Source organism: Nocardia canadensis (genome assembly GCF_032656385.1).
GTDB lineage: Bacteria > Actinomycetota > Actinomycetes > Mycobacteriales > Mycobacteriaceae > Nocardia > Nocardia canadensis.
Genome location: NZ_JAVCWB010000010.1, coordinates 1,454,764 through 1,470,267, shown reverse-complemented (window position 1 = coordinate 1,470,267; position 15,504 = coordinate 1,454,764). Strand labels below are relative to the sequence as shown.

Below are 15,504 nucleotides of genomic sequence, written 5' to 3'. Positions count from 1 at the left end.
CGGGGTGAGTCGTGAACGCGGCAAGCCTTGCCGAGGTGGCAGGTCGGCCCGTCCCCGGTGAGTTACCCCTGTGCTCGCGAAATCAGTTGGTCGGCGGGCGGGGTGGGGTCTGTGGACGGGTGGGGCGGTCTGAGACAGTTGGGGGGACTGTCGGGCGGTAGGAGAGGCGGGATCTGGTGAGTGATGCGGGGCGGCCCAGTAGACCGAGGATGACCGGTACGCAACGACGGCAGCAGCTGATCGAGATCGGTCGCGCGTTGTTCGCCGAGCGGGGATATGACGCGACATCGATCGAGGAGATCGCCCAGCGTGCCCAGGTGTCCAAGCCCGTGGTCTACGAGCACTTCGGTGGCAAGGAAGGGCTCTACGCGGTCGTGGTCGACCGCGAGATGTCGATGCTGCTGGACATGATCACCTCCTCGCTGACCCAGAACCGCTCGCGGGTCCGGCTCGAACAGGTGGCGCTGGCCCTGCTGGCCTACATCGAGGAGCGCACCGACGGGTTCCGGATCCTGGTGCGCGACCAGCCCGCCGTGAACGCCGACGGTCGCTACTCGAGCCTGCTCAACGAGGCGGTCAACCAGGTCGCGCATCTGCTCGCCGGTGATTTCGCGCGGCGCGATCTGGACCCGAGCCTGGCTCCGCTCTACGCGCAGGCGCTCGTCGGTATGGTCTCGACCGCGGCGACCTGGTGGCTCGACGAGCGCACGCCTTCGAAAGAAGTGGTCGCGGCCCATCTGGTCAACCTGTGCTGGAACGGATTGAGCCACTTGGAAGCCGAACCGGGGCTCAGCTCCGAATGGAATACGGGACAGGCAGGCGGATCGGCGGGGTAACCGGACGATAGCGCCCGCGGCCACAGCGAATCCAGGATTCGGCTGCCGCGTAGCCGCCTGGTGGTACGGTTCACCCATCCTTTTGGGTGCTGCCGGGCGGTAAGTCGATCAAACTTCGGGATGTCGGTCTACTTCAGGATGGCTGGATTATTGGATGACAGGCGGATCTGATGGCTAGGCAAGCGCGCGCGGAGATCACCCGCGACTCCGTCCTTGCTGGCGCTGCCGATGTCTTTCTCCGTTTGGGCTACGCCAACGCGAGCCTCAGCGAAATCATCGCGCAGTCCAATGTGACCAAGGGCGCCTTGTACTTTCACTTCGGCTCCAAGGAGGAGCTGGCCAGGGCGGTGGTCGATCAGGGCAACGAGCGCCTGGTCGGTTCGTGCCAGGGATTCTTCGATTCCCGGGTGCCCGCGCTGGAGGCGTGCATCGGCATCACCTACGTGGTGGCCGATCTGTCGATGAACGATCCGATGGTGGGGGCGATGCTCAAGCTCACCCACCAGATCGGCGACTATCGCGGCGCCCAGGGCGACAACATCGCCAAGGTCTGGAGTGAGACCTACCGGGTGCTGGCCGAGCGGGCCATCGCCCAGGGCGACCTGCACGCCGACCTCGATCCCGAGGTGGTCGGGCTGCTGCTGCACGAGCTGACGGCGGGCGTGCACATCGTCGCGGTCGGAACCGAGTCGATGGATCAGATGGCGTCCAGGATGGAACGCGCCTGGTACTTCCTGCTGCCCTCGATCGTGCCGACGGAGAAGTTGTCGTACTTCCGCGAGTTCGCCGCCCGCCGCCTGCGTCGCTACGTGCTCTAGCCGGTGGCCTAGACGCTGCGGTCGGTGCCGAGCACCGCCCGCACGTCGGCCTCGGCGCCGGTGGTCTCGATCCTGACCTCGTCGCGCCCGAACGCGTGCAGCAGCAGCTCCGACGGCTTGCCGGTGAGCACGACCTCGGTGCCCGCCGCGCGATGCGCGGTCACCCGGTCGCCGTCCGGCGTCGCGAGCACCACGGCGACCGGCGACTTGCGGTAGGCGGTGCGCGCCACCATGCGTAGCGCCGACCACAGCCGCGCCTCGTCGGAGGCCACGAATTCCCGTGGCGTCCAACCGGGTTCGGCCCGGCGGACGTCCTCGTGGTGGACGAACATCTCGGACAGGTTGGCGAACGCGTCGACCGGGCGCAGCGGCGACCACCACGGCGGCCCGGTGCGCACCAGCTCGGCCAGTTCGGCGAACGGCCGCTGCGCGATCTTGTCCTGGGTCGCGTCCAGGTAGCCGGCCAGCGGCCGGATCAGGATGCCGAGGGAGGCGTCGGGCCTGCGCTCCCGGACCACCAGGTGGGCGGCCAGGTCGTGCACCGTCCACGTACCGCACAGGGTCGGCGCCGACGGCCCCGCTTCGATCATTGTCGCCACCAGGGCGTGGCGTTCCCGCTGAGCCAGACTCACGACCTCGACGGTACGCCCGCGCGGCGGAAAACGCCTCGTCGGATGCGCCCCCGGACCGCACCGGCGCCGGTCAGGAGGCGTGCGCCGACGGTGTCGGGGCCGGTGATTAGACTCGACGCGGAACATCCCGTCTGCGTATTCAGGAGCGTTCATGTCCTCCCTTCGTCCTCCGCTCGCCGGTCTGGCCGAGGCGGCTGGGGGTGACGCCGCGCTGCGGACGGTTGCCGACCTGGTCGGCAAGTCCGGGGTGGAACTGGTCGCCCCGTCGGCCGTGCGGCTGTTCGTCGCCGCGACGATCGCGGCCCAGCAGCCGCTGGTGGTGGTCACCGCCACCGGGCGCGAGGCCGACGACCTCACCGTCGAGCTGGCCGAGATGCTCGGGCCCTCGGTGGCCATGTTCCCGTCCTGGGAGACGCTGCCGCACGAGCGGCTCTCGCCCGGCCCCGACACCGTCGGCCGCAGGCTCGAGGTGCTGCGCAGGCTGGCCCACCCCGAGGACCCGGTGTATCCGGAGCCGCTGCGCGTCGTCGTGACCACCGTGCGCTCGCTGATGCAGCCGATGACGGCGGGCCTGGGCGACATCGAACCGATCGTGCTGCGCACCGGCGCCGACTACGACTTCGACGAATTGCTCACCCGCCTGGTCGAATTCGCCTACACCCGGGTCGACATGGTCGGCAAGCGCGGCGAGTTCGCGGTGCGCGGCGGCATCCTCGACCTGTTTCCGCCGACCGCCGATCATCCGGTGCGCGTGGAGTTCTGGGGCGACGAGATCACCGAGCTGCGCCCGTTCTCGGTCGCCGACCAGCGCTCGCTGGGCGAGCACACCGTCGACACCGTGGTCGCGCCGCCGTGCCGGGAGCTGCTGCTCACCGCGCCGGTGCGGGAACGCGCCGCCGCCGTGGCGGTCGACAACGCCGCCGACGCCGCCCTGGTCGAAATGCTCGACAAGATCGCCGAGGGTATCCCGGTCGACGGCATGGAGGCGCTGCTGCCGGTCCTCGCGCCCGGCAAGCTGAGCCTGCTCACCGAGGCCCTGCCCGCGGGCACCCACCTGCTGCTGTGCGATCCGGAGAAGATCCGCACCCGCGCCGCCGATCTCGTACGCACCGGCGAGGAATTCCTCGAAGCCTCCTGGACCGCCGCCTCGTTCGGCAGCGACGCGCCGTTGGGCGCGCACGGTCTGGATCTGGCCGCCTCCGGCTACCGCAGCCTGCCGGAATTGCACACCAGCGCCGACGAACTCGGGCTGCCGTGGTGGTCGCTGAGCCCGCTCAGCTCCGGTGATCCGGTCGAGGTGAACCTGCCCGTGCTGGCCGGTCCGACCGCACGCGGGTCCGAGGAACTGGTCGCCACCATCTTCGCCTCGCTGCGCGCGCACGTCGCCACCGGCGGTCGTGCCGTCGTCGTGGTCACCGGACACGGGACGGCGCAACGCATTCTGGAACGCCTCGCCGACGCCGAGGTGCCCGCGACCGCGCTGGCGGCGGGCGCGGTGCCGGACGCGGGCGTGGTCGGGGTGCTGTGCGGCTCGCTGCACGACGGCCTGATATTCGACGACGCGGGCCTGGTCGTCGTCGCCGAGTCCGACCTCACCGGCAACCGGGTCACCGCGCCCACCGAGGGCAAGCGGCTGCCCGCCAAGCGTCGCAATCAGGTCGACCCGCTGGCGCTGTCGGCCGGCGACATGGTGGTGCACGACCAGCACGGCATCGGCCGCTTCGTCGAGATGATCGAGCGCACCATCGGCGGGGCCCGGCGCGAGTACCTGGTCATCGAGTACGCGCCCAGCAAGCGCGGCCAGCCCGGCGACCGGCTGTTCGTGCCGATGGAGTCGCTCGATCAGCTCTCCCGCTACGTCGGCGGCGAACTGCCCAGCCTGTCCAAGCTCGGCGGGTCGGACTGGGCGAACACGAAACGCAAGGCGCGCAAGGCTGTTCGCGAGATCGCGGGCGAGCTGGTGCAGCTCTACGCGGCGCGGCAGGCCGCGCCCGGGCACGCCTTCGCCCCGGACACGCCGTGGCAGCAGGAGATGGAGGACGCGTTCGCGTTCACCGAGACCGTCGATCAGATGACCGCCATCACCGACGTCAAGGCCGACATGGAGAAGGCGGTCCCGATGGACCGCGTGGTGTGTGGTGACGTCGGCTACGGCAAGACCGAGATCGCCGTGCGCGCCGCGTTCAAGGCGGTCCAGGACGGCAAGCAGGTCGTCGTGCTGGTGCCGACGACGCTGCTGGCCCAGCAGCACCTGCAGACCTTCACCGAACGGGTCGCCGGGTTCCCGGTGAAGGTGAAGGGCCTGTCGCGCTTCACCGACGCCGCCGAGTCCAAGGAGATCCTGGCCGGGATGGCCGACGGTGAGGTCGACATCGTGGTCGGCACCCACCGGCTGCTGCAGACCGGCGTGCGCTGGAAGGACCTGGGTCTGGTCATCGTCGACGAGGAACAGCGCTTCGGTGTCGAGCACAAGGAGCACATCAAGGCGCTGCGCACCCACGTCGACGTGCTCACCATGTCGGCCACCCCGATCCCGCGCACCCTGGAGATGAGCCTGGCGGGCATCCGCGAGATGTCGACCATCCTGACCCCGCCGGAGGAACGGCACCCGGTGCTCACCTACGTCGGCGCCTACAACGACAAGCAGGTCACCGCCGCCATCCGTCGCGAGCTGATGCGCGACGGCCAGGTCTTCTACGTGCACAACCGGGTCTCCTCGATCGACAAGGCGGCCAAGAAGATTCGCGAGCTGGTGCCCGAGGCCAGGGTCGTCGTCGCGCACGGGCAGATGAACGAGGACCAGCTCGAGCGCACCGTGCAGGGCTTCTGGGAGCGCGAATACGACGTGCTGGTCTGCACCACGATCATCGAGACCGGCCTCGACATCTCCAACGCCAACACCCTGATCGTGGAACGCGCCGACTCCCTGGGCCTGTCGCAGCTGCACCAGCTGCGTGGCCGCGTCGGGCGCTCCCGGGAGCGCGGCTACGCCTACTTCCTGTACCCGCCGGAGAAGCCCCTGACCGAGACCGCCTACGACCGGCTCGCCACCATCGCGCAGAACTCGGATCTGGGCGCGGGCATGGCCGTGGCCATGAAGGACCTCGAGATCCGCGGCGCGGGCAACGTGCTCGGCGCCGAGCAGTCCGGTCACGTCGCCGGCGTCGGCTTCGACCTGTACGTGCGGCTGGTCGGCGAGGCCGTGGAGGCCTATCGCGCGGCCGCCGACGGCAAGCCGATCGTCACCGAGGAGACCAAGGAGGTGCGCATCGACCTGCCGGTGGACGCGCACATCCCGCCCGACTACGTCGCCAGCGACCGGCTGCGGCTCGAGGCCTACCGCAAGCTCGCCGCCGCCCAGGACGACGCGGCGCTGGCCGCGGTGGTGGAGGAACTCGTCGACCGGTACGGCCCGCTGCCGGTGGAGGTCGGCAGGCTCGTCTCGGTCGCCAAGCTGCGGCTGCTGGCCCGCGCCTACGACGTGTCCGAGATCGTGGTCACCGGAACAACACTCAAGATCGCGCCGCTGACGCTGCCCGATTCCAAACAGCTCCGGCTCAAGCGGCTCTACCCGAGCGCCACCTACCGCGCGGCCAGCGGCCTGGTGCAGTTGCCGCTGCCCCGGATCACCGACAGCGTCGGCGCCGACCGGGTGCGCGATGTGGCCGTGCTGCAGTTCGTCGCCGATCTGCTGCTCGCGCTCGACGGCAAACCCCAAGGCATGGTGGATCTCTCGGTGCCGACCGAAGCGACTCCGGTCTGATGGGCGGCGAGGTCCGCGCGCAGGAGGCGGCCGACGCCGCGGTGGTCGCGGCCGGTCTGGCAGGCGCGGTCGAGGTGATGGACCGGCTGTGGCATTTCGGCGGCTGGGAGACCACCCAGACCCACGACTCGCTGCGCCCGTACCTGCTCGAGGAGACCTACGAGCTGCTCGACGCGATCCAGGCGGGCGACTACGAGACGATCAAGGAGGAACTCGGCGACCTGCTGCTGCAGGTGCTGTTCCACTCCCGGATCGCCGAGGCCGCAGGCGAATTCACCGTCGACGAGGTGGCGGCGACGCTGGTGGGCAAGCTCGTGCACCGCAGCCCGCACCTGATCGATGCCGACCTGCCCGCGGGCACCTCGGTCGCCGACAAGATCGCCGCGCAGGAAAGGGCCTGGGAGGAACGCAAATCCGCGGAGAAGTCGCGGCGTTCCTGCCTCGACGGGATCGCGATGGCCCAGCCCGCGCTGGCCCTGGCCGAGAAGGTGCGCTCGCGCAGCGCCAGAGCGGGCCTGCCCGACGATCTGGTGCCGCGCGCGCTGCGGGTGGTCGAGCTCGGCGGGCCCGATTCCGCCGAGGAGCGGCTGCGCAAGGCCACCATCGATTTCGCCGCCGCGATCCGGGTCGCCGAGGACGCGGCCGAAGCCGCGCGGGGCGAGCGGGCCGCGCTGACGGCGGCGCAGTGGCGCGCGTTCTGGCCGCACGAGTTATCGGTCAGCTAATCGGATCGTTCGCGCAGGTGGCGGCTGAGACGTTGCTGAGATCTGCCGGACAATCCGGCGCGAGCCAGCGAGCAAGGGGCACACCGATTTAGACTCGGAGGTGGCTCGCCGTCCGCGGTGGGCGCAGCGGTGTCCGACGATCGTCGAGGTGAGGTAGATGGCAACAGAAGTCGATCCGGCAGGGCAGGACTACATGACCGATCACCCCGAGCTCGACGTGTTGCCGGTATGGCCGCAGGAGACGATCGCCGTGCTGGTCACGACCGATCCGGCGCCGCACGCGATTCCCGTTTCGTGGCCGGTGCGCGCGGGCGACCGCCGGATCCTGATCAGCCTGAAGTCCGATCGCGGTTCGCTGGCCCGGTTGCGGGCGCGGCCGGAGGTGGCCCTGCTGATCCTGGGCGGCGGCAATGTCGCGCTGTGCGCGCGCGGGCGGGCGAAGGTGATCGCCGAGCAGATGCCCTCGGCCGAGGACTACACCGCCGTGCAACTCGACGTCGAGGTGATCGACGACCATCGCCAGTCGGCTTTCGCGGTGGATCGGGGCATCCAGCGCACCGTGCTCGACGAGACCGAACTGCGCGCGCTGGAAGGCCGGGTCGAGACGTTGCGGACCTGGGCCGAGGACTGACACACATCATCAGATAGAAGGGTTTCCATGAGCGTCACACTCGCCAAGGGTGGCAATGTCTCGCTGTCGAAGCAGACCGACAACCTCACCAAGGTCGCGGTTGGTCTGGGCTGGGACGTGCGCACCACGACCGGCGCCGACCACGATCTCGACGCCAGCGCGCTGGCGACCGGCGCCAACCTGAAGGTGCTTTCCGACCAGCACTTCGTCTTCTACAACAACCTGCGCTCGCCGGAAGGCACCATCGAGCACACCGGTGACAATTTGACCGGCGCCGGCGACGGCGACGACGAGGTGATCAACGTCGACCTGGCGGCCACGCCGCCGACGATCACCAACATCTTCTTCCCGGTCTCGATCCACGACGCCCAGGCCCGCGGCCAGTCCTTCGGCCAGATCCGCAACGCCTACATTCGCGTCACCGACGCGATCACCGGTGTCGAACTGGCCCGCTACGACCTCTCCGAAGACGCCTCCACCGAGACCGCCATGGTCTTCGGCGAGCTCTACCGCCACAACAACGAGTGGAAATTCCGCGCCATCGGCCAGGGCTACGCCTCCGGCCTGGCCGGCATCGCCAGAGACTACGGCGTGAACATCTAGGCGGCCGCCGCGCTGGTTTGCGGGGTGGGTGACCCCCGCGAACCAGCAGTTGCAGAGTCGTGGACCTCTGTCGTCCAGTCTGTTCGGGCTAGGTACGGCCGTCGCGAACCGTCAGGTCGGCTGGATTCGAGACCAAGCGGAGCTGACCGGATGTGATCGATTCATCGGCGTGTTCGTTTTGGCGAGTCTCGGCCTAGATGTACATGATGTACGTACTGTACATTCTTCGAAATCGAGGTAGCCATGACGACCGTCGAGCGCATCGAATCGGTGACCCGGTACAACTCTATGGCCAGTGCGCGGGAACACTTCGGGCAGATGCTGAACGCTGCCGAAAAGGGCAATCTGTCTGTTGTCTCGCGTCGTGGTGTCGACTCTGCGCTCGTACAGGTAGGTCGACTGCGCGCGTTGCTGGCGCAAGTGATTCGACGGCACGAGCCGCAGGTTGTTCTGGAGAACGGGAGTTGGGTCGCGTACTTGCCTGGCCTACCACTCGCAGTGGAAGAGTCGGATTTGGTCACCGCAGTCGATGCTCTCATCGAAGCAACGCGCGAATACGTCTCGGACTGGGAAGACCACCTGCACGCGGCCGTCAACCACCGGGACAACGTCGATTTTGTGCAGTTTGTGGAGCTATCTACCGACGACCAGCTGAGAGAATGGATGACGGCGGCTGAGCGGTGAGCCAATTCCCGGTCGCTAGCAAGAAGGTTCACGAAGCGTTCTGTCGGAATGACATGTGGACCCAGGTTCGAAATGCTAGGGGCGGTGTGGTGCGCCACCATTCAACCTGGCATCTTCCGCTACCGGATGGGCGCATTCTGCGCACACGCATCTCACGACCGGTGGACAACACCGACTACGGCCCCAGGCTCTGGGCGCAGATCCTGAAGGACCAGCTGGAAGTAAGCGAAGCTCAGTTCTGGGAATGCGTGCAGGTAGGAACTCGTCCTGCGCGATTGTCGGGCACTGTCGAAATCCCGGACAAGGAGCCGATCCCGCTGGGTGTCGTCGAGAAGCTTGTCCGGTTGGTCGAACTTGGTCCGGCCGAGATCGAGAAGATGACCAAAGACCAGGCTGTTGCTCGTTTGAATCAGTTCTGGTCTGAGCAGTAGAACCCGTTGGGTCACTCCGGTTTCGGAGGCCTGAGTCTCAGGGTTGGGCGACGGTCTCGTGCGACCGCCGCCCGCTCACCTCGTTTGGGTCGCGGGAATCCGGCGTGGCCGGACCGTGCTCGCCTGGTTCAGCAGGGCGAAGTACTTGCGGAGCATGAGGATCGCGGTGGTGGCCAGGCCGGCCGTGAGGCCCCACCAGACGCCTGCCGCGCCCAGGTGGAGCGGGAAGGCGAACAGGAGGGCGGCAGGGAGTCCGACGCCCCAGTAGCCGATCAGCGACAGCCGGAAGCCCGCCGCGGTTTCCTTCAGGCCGCGCAGCAGGCCGGTGCCGATGTTCTGGGCGGCGTCGAAGAATTGCAGGACGATGCCGATGAGTAGCAGGGTGTGGGCGATCGCGATGGTGTCGGTGTCGCCGGAGTCCAGGAACGGGGCCAGCACCAGGTTCGGGGCGACCACGTAGACCGCGCCGGTGACGGCGGCGACTACGCCCGCGTGGCGCAGCGCCAGCCAGGCCAGTGCCCTGGCGTGGCTGTACTCGTCGCGCGCAACGGCATGGCTGACCAGGATCGACGCGCCATGGGAGATGCCGATCGCGACCTGGAACACGATGTAGATGATCTGGTAGACCACATTGTGCGCGGCCAGCGCGGCGGGCCCGAAACTGCCCATGACCAGGGCCAGCACGGAGAACATCCCCGCCTCGGACCCGTAGGTCAGCGCGATCGGGGTGCCCAGGCGTAGTTCCTCGCGCACGATCGACCAGCGCACCGGCCACGGGGTGCGCGGCAGTGTCGGGCCGAGGCGATGGTCGCGAGCGACCATCGCCCAGAACACGCCGAAGGTGATCAGGAAGACCAGCGAGGTCGCGATGCCGACGCCGGTCAGGCCCGACGCGGGGACGCCGGCCCAGCCGTGGATGAAGGTCAGCGCGAGCACCAGGTTCAGCGCCACCGAGCCGAGGGTCACCAGCAGCAGCGCCTGCGGGCGCTGCATGCCGACGGTGTACTGCCGCAAGACCTGGAACCACAGGCAGGGCAGCAGTCCCGGGGCGAGCGCGATCATCATCGGCCGGGCCAGGGCGAGCACGCCCTCGTCCTGCCCGAGCCAGGGCAGTATCCACCCCAGCCCGATCAGCAGGGCGCCGCCGAGCAGACCGGCGATGGTGGCGATGACGAACGCGGCGCGCACCACCCCGCGGATCTCGTCGTCGGCGGAGTCGCCGCGTTTGCCCGCGGCGCCGAGCGCACCCGCGATCTGATTACCGGTGCCGGTGATCAACCCGACGCACATCGTGCGGATCTGGTTGAACAGCACCAGCGCCAGGCCGCCCGCGGCGACTTCGCGCACGCCGAGGGTGCCCATCAACGCCAAGTTGGTGGTCGAGACCGCGATCTGCGCCAGCTGGGTGAGCGCGATCGGCGTCGCCAGCCTCGCCAGCGCGCTGCTGTCGGTGGGCCGCGTACTCACCCACCCACTCCGCGGTTCGTTCCGCGCGCGTTCGCGCTCACCTGACCTCCATCAGTTCGTCGTGTCGCCGCAGCGGCGAGTAGCGGCGCAGCAGGGTGGTGACCTCGCATTCGGCGGCGGGGTCGAGCAGATCGCGCGCGGCCATCCAATCGTCGTCGAACACGGTATCGAGATACTTCTCGCCACCGTCACACACGATGGTCACCACGGTCGACCCAGCCGGGAATTCCGCGAGCCGCGCCAAGGCATTGTGCACCGAACCGCCCGCGGAACCGCCGATCAGCAGACCGTGTGTCCTGGCGACAGCGCGCGCGGTGGCGAAGGCGTCGGTATCGCTGACCTTCACGCCTTCGTCGAGCTGGGCGTAGTCCACGGCGGTGCCGATGGTCGCGCCGGGCGGGGTGCCCGTGCCCGACTGCCAGTACGGCCCGCCCTCGCCACCGAAGGCGATGGAGCCGACCGGTTCCACGCCGATCACCCGGGCGGGCTTGCCGAGTTCGCGCAACCGGGTGGCGGTGCCGAACAGTGAGCCGCCGGTGCCGACCGCGGAGAGCAGGATGTCGACCCGCTCGACCTCGGCCAGCAATTCCTCGGCCACCGCGTAGTAGCCGACGGCGTTGGCGTCGTTGTTGTGCTGTTCGGTGAAGTAGGCGTCGTCGCGGGCGGCCGCCATCGCCTCGGCGAGATCCTCCCGGGCCGAGGTGGCCAGCTCGTCGTCACCGTCGTCGGCGACGAACACCAGGTCGGTGCCCATGGCCCGCATCGCGCGCAACTTGTCCTTACAGGCGTGGTTGTCGACCACGGCGGTGAATCGATAGCCACGTTCGGCCGCGACCACCGCCAAGCCGAGTCCGGTGTTCCCGGACGTCGACTCGATGATATGCCCGCCATCGCGCAGCAAACCTCGCCGCTCCGCGTCGAGCACCATCGAGCGGGCCATTCTGATCTTGGCAGCGCCGGTCGGGTTGAACTGCTCGAGCTTGAGCAGCAGCCGGGTTCCGGAGTCGGTGACGGCGAGTTCGAACAGCGGAGTGCGGCCGATCAGATCCGTCACGCGCGTGACGAGAGCCATGGGGTGTTCCTCCATCGGATTGGGAGCTCGGGTGGATCAGCGGGCGTCCATACTCCAGCGCAACCGGTCGCCGCGAGCGCGCAGCACGACCTTCGGCGGGAGCGGGAGTTCGTGGAACGGGGACTCGTTGGAGTCCATCTGGTACCCGGCGGTGTTCGGGTAGACGAGCAGATCGCCGACGCGGGCGCGGCGAGGCAGCGGGATGCGCCGCCTGCTCAGCAGGTCGGACTCCAGACAGGTGGTGGCGCCGACACAGGTGGGCGTGCGGTCGCCGGGGTGGGCGGGCCACAGCACGGGATCGGGCAGGTATTCGCTGGCGAACCACTGCTCGGACAGGCTCAGGCTGGTGCCGTCGACGGTGAGGATGTCGTACGGATCGCCGTGCGCGGTACGCCTTTTCACGCCCTGCACCCGGAAGACCGAACTGCCCGCCCGGTCCAGCAGCGCGCGGCCGGGTTCGACCGCGAGCCGGATGCCGTTGTCGCGCACCAGCCCGGCCAGATCGTGGTGGGCCAGGACTGCGGTGAGCATGTCCGCGCCGGGGACCGGGAAGTGGTACGGGTAGTAGCCACCGGCGGGCGGGTCGGCGTGGAACCAGCTCTCGCTCAGGGTGTCCCGGAACTCCGCCCAGGTTTCGGCGGCCAGATAGTCGACCCCGAAGCCGCCGCCGATCGAGATCGTGTCGGCCGGATGCCCGTGCGCCCTGGCCCGCAGGCAGTGTCCGACCAGGGTGATCGCTTGCTCGGCCCGGGCCGTCGCGTCGTAGCCGGACAGGTGGAAGCTGAAGCCGGACAAGGTGATCCGGCCGTCGACCACCTGCATGGCCTGTTCCAGCTCGGCCGGGTCGAGTCCGAAGCGACTCGTCGAGCCCTCGGGCAGCGCCCGCAGCAGGATGCGGGCGGGCAGCGCGAGGGTGCGCAGCCGGTCGAGTTCGTCGAGCGCGTCGACGGCGATCAGCGCCCGGTGCCGCGCCGCCAGCCACAGCAGCTCGTCGGACTTCGCGGGCCCGGTCACCATCAGGTCCTCGCCGCGCACGCCCTGCGCCAGGGCCGCGACCAGCTCGCCGGTGCTGGCGACATCGATGCCGGCCCCGTTCTCGGCGCAGGCCCGGGCCACGCACGCGGCCTTGTTCGCCTTCTTCCCGAAGTACACGAATCCGTCGACCCCGGCGCGGGTGAACGCGGTGTGGAAAGCGGTGATATTCAGCGCGACCCGGTCGGGGTACAGCACGTGGAACGGTCCGCCGACGGCGTCGGCGAGGTCACCGAGCAGCTGCGGATCGTCGATCAGCCGCTGTTCCAGCGCGTCGATCGGCGCGGGCATCGGTGGCGCGCAGTGACTCGGCCGGTCGGCGGTCGTGCCGGGACGGGCGGTGGCCGGTGCGTCCACCCGACGCGGGACGGCGACGTCGACGGCAGAACCGCCGACGCCGCCACCGGACGCTGTGTCCGTCAGTCCCACAACGGCACCTCGACACCCCGTCCCTCGGCGATGGCACGGGCCGCCAGCGCGTGCGCGACCGCGATATCGGTGAGCACCAGCCCGCTGTTGTAGACGAAGATCTTCTCGTCCTCGCTGCGCCGCGCGGGCGCGCTGCGGGTGAGGATCTGCGGCAGTTCGGCGTCGACGCTGCGCAGGGTGCCGTCCGGTCCGACCATGTCGGTGCCGGTCAGTGCCATCTGCGCGGCGCTGGTCGCGACCACCCGATCGGCGTCGACCAGCGTGGAGGGCGCGAGCCCGTAGCCGACCAGCACCGCCACCGAACCCGGTGCCAGATGGGCGGATTCGAGCGCCACCTCGGTGCCGGGTCCGGCCGTCGCCAGCACCACATCGGCGTTGGCCGCGGCCGCGTACGGATCGTCGACCACCTCGAGCAGCGCGTGCGGCACCGCGTCGGCGAGGTGCGCGTGCACCGCCGCCAGCCCCTCGGGGTGGGTGCCGAACACCATCAGCTTGCGCAGCTGCGGATTCACCGCCAGCAGATGCGGCAGGGCGTTGCGGCCCTGGGTGCCGGTGCCGATGAGCAGCGCGCTCTCCGCGCCGCGCCGCACGGTCTCGCGCACCAGCAACGCCGAGACCGCGGGCGTGCGTAACGCGCCGACCCGAGCGCAGTCCATCATCGCGATGGGTGCGCCGGTGGTGTCGTCGTAGAGCGTGATGGTGGTGTAGTACCGCTTGGTGCTGCGGTCGTGGCCGGGATCGAACTTGTAGGAGGTCTTCATGGCCACCACCCGGCGCCTGCCGTCGCGACCCAGCATCGCGTAGGACACCGAGGAGCCGCCGGGATCGGCGACGCTCAGCTTGCGCGGGTTGTCGGATTCGCCTGCCGCGAAGGCGAGATACGCCTCCTCCACGGCCCGGACCACCTCGGCGGGGGTGATCGGCACGTCGGCCAGGTCGCTGCGGGAGAGCACCCGCAGCGGGATGCTCCGGTCACGGTTGTTCAACGGATCCTCGTTCATCTGTGCTGCCCCGCTCTGCCGTCCGATCGGTGCTCGCCCGGAACGGCGCGACCACCCTTTGCCCATACCCATTCTCGGACGACTCCTGCGCGCGCCTGCGACGTTCGGGCAACCGGATGTTGACGCGCTTGAGCCAGCGATCGGTGCCGTCGTAGCGCGCGCGGAACGGGACCCGCCCGTGCACGGCGACGTCGTTGTCCACCAGCAGGATCTCCCCGGGTGCCAGCGCGGGCGCGTGGCAGACCCTGGCGAGCTCGGCGGTGAGCCGGGCATAGGCCGCCCGGAACGTCGGGTCGGCGTCGTCGAGCGGGGTGTAGGCCGGATCGTAACGCAGTGTGGCACTGCCGGATTCGTCGAACCACACGGTCGGCAGCGCCGGGGCGGGTTGATCGAAGCCGGTGCCGTAGGACACGTCGGGCAGGATCGGCACCGTCGGCGCGGCCAGGGTCCGCAGGTCGTCCTCGGCCAGGCGGACCTGACCGACCGACGACACCGTGGTGGCCACCCGGTCGGGGTTGCGCAGGCAGGTCAGCATCAGCAGATTGGCGCGGGCGGCATGGAAGGCGTCCTCGGTGTGCGGGCTGAGCAGGGTGGAGCTACTCGCGCCCGACTGCTCGTCCTCGTGGCCGACGGCGGGCAGGATGTTGTTGACCAGTCTGCCGTTCTGCTGGCCCGCCCACCCGAACGGCTCGCCCGCGCACCGCGCCAGCAGCAGCATGGCGATGTCGAGGTCCAGCGAGCCGGTGTGTCCGGGATCGGCGGCGGCGGTGGCCGCGGCCTGCCAGTGCGGCGGTGTCGGGCCGAATTCGGCGTCGTCGACGGGCAGCCCGCGCACCACGGTGGCGCCCGCGGCGGTGGCGGGTGGCCGCACGGCGTGGCGCACGGCGGCGGGGAGTTCGCCGACCCGCTCCTCGATCTGTGCCAGCAGCACCGGGTCGTGCAGGGTGTCGGTGTGGGGTTCGTCACCTAATCGGTGGCGGATGTCGGTGGCGAGCGCACGGACGGCCGAGGCGGCGTCGGGGGGTAGCTCGCGATGTTCGATGTCGTGCAGGTGAAGCGTCATACGTTCGGACAGAACGCTTTTCACCGGCCATCCCTTCTTCGCATCGGTCGAACGCGGGTGAACTTCAGACTCGATGTGCGAAGGTAGTGCCTGTGCTTTGATTAGGCAAGACTTACCTAATGTGTTGTCCGAGAAATAGCTGATTCATATAACGCAGAGTTCTACCGGAACGGACGAAACGGAGATCATCCGGGGTCCCGGGACGGGCTGCGGTTCGATGACGGTCGCCGGGAAGCTCCCCAGCCGGCGATTGTTTTAGGCTAGCCTCGCCTAGTTTGCGGCGCCAGGAGAAGTGGTGCGGCGCACGCGGTTCGAGG

At 69.1% G+C, this 15,504-nt stretch carries 14 protein-coding genes; 8 read left to right on the top strand and 6 right to left on the bottom strand.

The genetic code is table 11. The features are described 5' to 3' along the window. Nucleotides 1-209 precede the first annotated feature (209 nt). Nucleotides 210-836, top strand: coding sequence for a TetR/AcrR family transcriptional regulator (locus Q7X29_RS30105; RefSeq protein WP_218716036.1), 627 nt, complete (start codon nt 210-212; stop codon nt 834-836). A gap of 170 nt (nt 837-1,006) precedes the next feature. Continuing rightward, a complete protein-coding gene (locus Q7X29_RS30100; RefSeq protein WP_218716037.1) occupies nt 1,007-1,654 on the top strand; it encodes a TetR/AcrR family transcriptional regulator in 648 nt (215 codons plus the stop codon). An 8-nt stretch (nt 1,655-1,662) separates the two neighbouring features. Here the strand turns inward: Q7X29_RS30100 and Q7X29_RS30095 are convergent, their stop codons facing one another. Next, entirely contained in the window at nt 1,663-2,286 is a 624-nt protein-coding gene (locus Q7X29_RS30095; protein ID WP_218716038.1) for a TIGR03085 family metal-binding protein, read from the bottom strand. 151 nt (nt 2,287-2,437) lie between these two features. Between Q7X29_RS30095 and mfd the strand changes: the two genes are divergently transcribed. The 6 genes from mfd to Q7X29_RS30065 all read left to right on the top strand — a co-directional run bounded on the left by mfd (nt 2,438) and on the right by Q7X29_RS30065 (nt 9,123). Then, entirely contained in the window at nt 2,438-6,049 is a 3,612-nt protein-coding gene (gene mfd / locus Q7X29_RS30090; RefSeq protein ID WP_316576066.1) for a transcription-repair coupling factor, read from the top strand. Beyond that, entirely contained in the window at nt 6,049-6,774 is a 726-nt protein-coding gene (locus tag Q7X29_RS30085; RefSeq protein ID WP_316576065.1) for a MazG family protein, read from the top strand. Before mfd ends, Q7X29_RS30085 begins: the two co-directional genes overlap by 1 nt. Before the next feature lie 157 nt (nt 6,775-6,931). Continuing rightward, nucleotides 6,932-7,405, top strand: a complete 474-nt coding sequence (locus Q7X29_RS30080; protein WP_255586644.1) for a hypothetical protein — start codon at nt 6,932-6,934, stop codon at nt 7,403-7,405. Nucleotides 7,406-7,432: 27 nt separating this feature from the next. Beyond that, nucleotides 7,433-8,008 carry a TerD family protein gene (locus Q7X29_RS30075; protein ID WP_316576064.1) on the top strand — a complete coding sequence of 192 codons (576 nt, stop codon included), beginning with the start codon at nt 7,433-7,435 and terminating at the stop codon, nt 8,006-8,008. A 243-nt stretch (nt 8,009-8,251) separates the two neighbouring features. Beyond that, entirely contained in the window at nt 8,252-8,692 is a 441-nt protein-coding gene (locus tag Q7X29_RS30070) for a prevent-host-death protein (RefSeq protein ID WP_316576063.1), read from the top strand. Between the two features lie 161 nt (nt 8,693-8,853). Further along, nucleotides 8,854-9,123: a hypothetical protein gene (locus Q7X29_RS30065; protein WP_316576062.1), complete on the top strand. Its 270-nt coding sequence runs from the start codon at nt 8,854-8,856 to the stop codon at nt 9,121-9,123. Between the two features lie 75 nt (nt 9,124-9,198). Here Q7X29_RS30065 and Q7X29_RS30060 read toward each other — a convergent pair whose 3' ends face one another. The 5 genes from Q7X29_RS30060 to Q7X29_RS30040 are packed head-to-tail and all read right to left on the bottom strand — an operon-like array spanning nt 9,199 to nt 15,187. Continuing rightward, nucleotides 9,199-10,590 carry an MATE family efflux transporter gene (locus tag Q7X29_RS30060; protein ID WP_316576061.1) on the bottom strand — a complete coding sequence of 464 codons (1,392 nt, stop codon included), beginning with the start codon at nt 10,588-10,590 and terminating at the stop codon, nt 9,199-9,201. Between the two features lie 37 nt (nt 10,591-10,627). Further along, on the bottom strand, nt 10,628-11,662 hold the full coding sequence (locus tag Q7X29_RS30055) for a PLP-dependent cysteine synthase family protein (RefSeq protein ID WP_218716043.1): 1,035 nt from the start codon (nt 11,660-11,662) through the stop codon (nt 10,628-10,630). Nucleotides 11,663-11,698: 36 nt separating this feature from the next. Further along, nucleotides 11,699-13,123 (bottom strand): type III PLP-dependent enzyme domain-containing protein, encoded by a 1,425-nt coding sequence (locus Q7X29_RS30050; RefSeq protein WP_316576060.1) that lies wholly within the window; start codon nt 13,121-13,123, stop codon nt 11,699-11,701. Then, nucleotides 13,114-14,124: an ornithine cyclodeaminase family protein gene (locus Q7X29_RS30045; RefSeq protein ID WP_218716045.1), complete on the bottom strand. Its 1,011-nt coding sequence runs from the start codon at nt 14,122-14,124 to the stop codon at nt 13,114-13,116. The genes Q7X29_RS30050 and Q7X29_RS30045 overlap by 10 nt, the downstream gene beginning before the upstream one ends. Further along, nucleotides 14,096-15,187 (bottom strand): TauD/TfdA family dioxygenase, encoded by a 1,092-nt coding sequence (locus Q7X29_RS30040; protein WP_316576059.1) that lies wholly within the window; start codon nt 15,185-15,187, stop codon nt 14,096-14,098. Before Q7X29_RS30040 ends, Q7X29_RS30045 begins: the two co-directional genes overlap by 29 nt. Nucleotides 15,188-15,504: the final 317 nt, after the last annotated feature.